The organism is Lysinibacillus sp. ZYM-1 (genome assembly GCF_001308875.1).
GTDB lineage: Bacteria > Bacillota > Bacilli > Bacillales_A > Planococcaceae > Lysinibacillus.
The window spans coordinates 1-626 of sequence record NZ_KQ465185.1 but is presented as its reverse complement, the minus strand read 5'-3'; the positions used below and the strand labels follow the sequence as shown (position 1 = coordinate 626).

Genomic DNA, 626 nt, shown 5'->3' with positions numbered 1-626 from the left:
GCTGACGAATACTAATCGATCGAGGACTTAACCAAAAAAGTTTGAAACAATCAATGAACCGTTTATCCAGTTTTGAAAGAATAACACTTTCAACAAAAAAGAGCTTCAAGACGCAGTAATATGCCGTGTATTGGAGGTCGAATAGAGTCTAGTGATGATGGCAAAGAGGTCACACCCGTTCCCATATCGAACACGGAAGTTAAGCTCTTTAGCGCCGATGGTAGTTGGGGGCTTCCCCCTGTGAGAGTAGGACGTCGCTAGGCATAGTACCCAGGAGGATTAGCTCAGCTGGGAGAGCACCTGCCTTACAAGCAGGGGGTCGGCGGTTCGAGCCCGTCATCCTCCACCATTTGCCGGTTTAGCTCAGCAGGTAGAGCAACTGACTTGTAATCAGTAGGTCGTGGGTTCGATTCCTATAGCCGGCACCATTTTTTCGAGCCATTAGCTCAGTTGGTAGAGCATCTGACTTTTAATCAGAGGGTCGAAGGTTCGAGTCCTTCATGGCTCACCATTTAAATACCAACCATATTAAGCGGGTGTGGCGGAATTGGCAGACGCACTAGACTTAGGATCTAGCGCCGCAAGGCGTGGGGGTTCGACTCCCTTCACCCGCACCATTTTTAAAT

At 48.7% G+C, this 626-nt stretch carries 4 tRNA genes and 1 rRNA gene; all 5 read left to right on the top strand.

What is annotated here, in order from left to right:
• Positions 1-147: 147 nt before the first annotated feature.
• A 5S ribosomal RNA gene (gene rrf, locus AO843_RS23815) occupies positions 148-263 on the top strand.
• 10 nt (positions 264-273) lie between these two features.
• Positions 274-349 (top strand) — tRNA-Val (locus AO843_RS23810).
• Positions 350-352: 3 nt separating this feature from the next.
• A tRNA-Thr gene (locus tag AO843_RS23805) sits at positions 353-428 on the top strand.
• A 7-nt stretch (positions 429-435) separates the two neighbouring features.
• Positions 436-511 (top strand) — tRNA-Lys (locus AO843_RS23800).
• A 21-nt stretch (positions 512-532) separates the two neighbouring features.
• A tRNA-Leu gene (locus tag AO843_RS23795) sits at positions 533-617 on the top strand.
• The last annotated feature ends 9 nt before the right edge of the window (positions 618-626 follow it).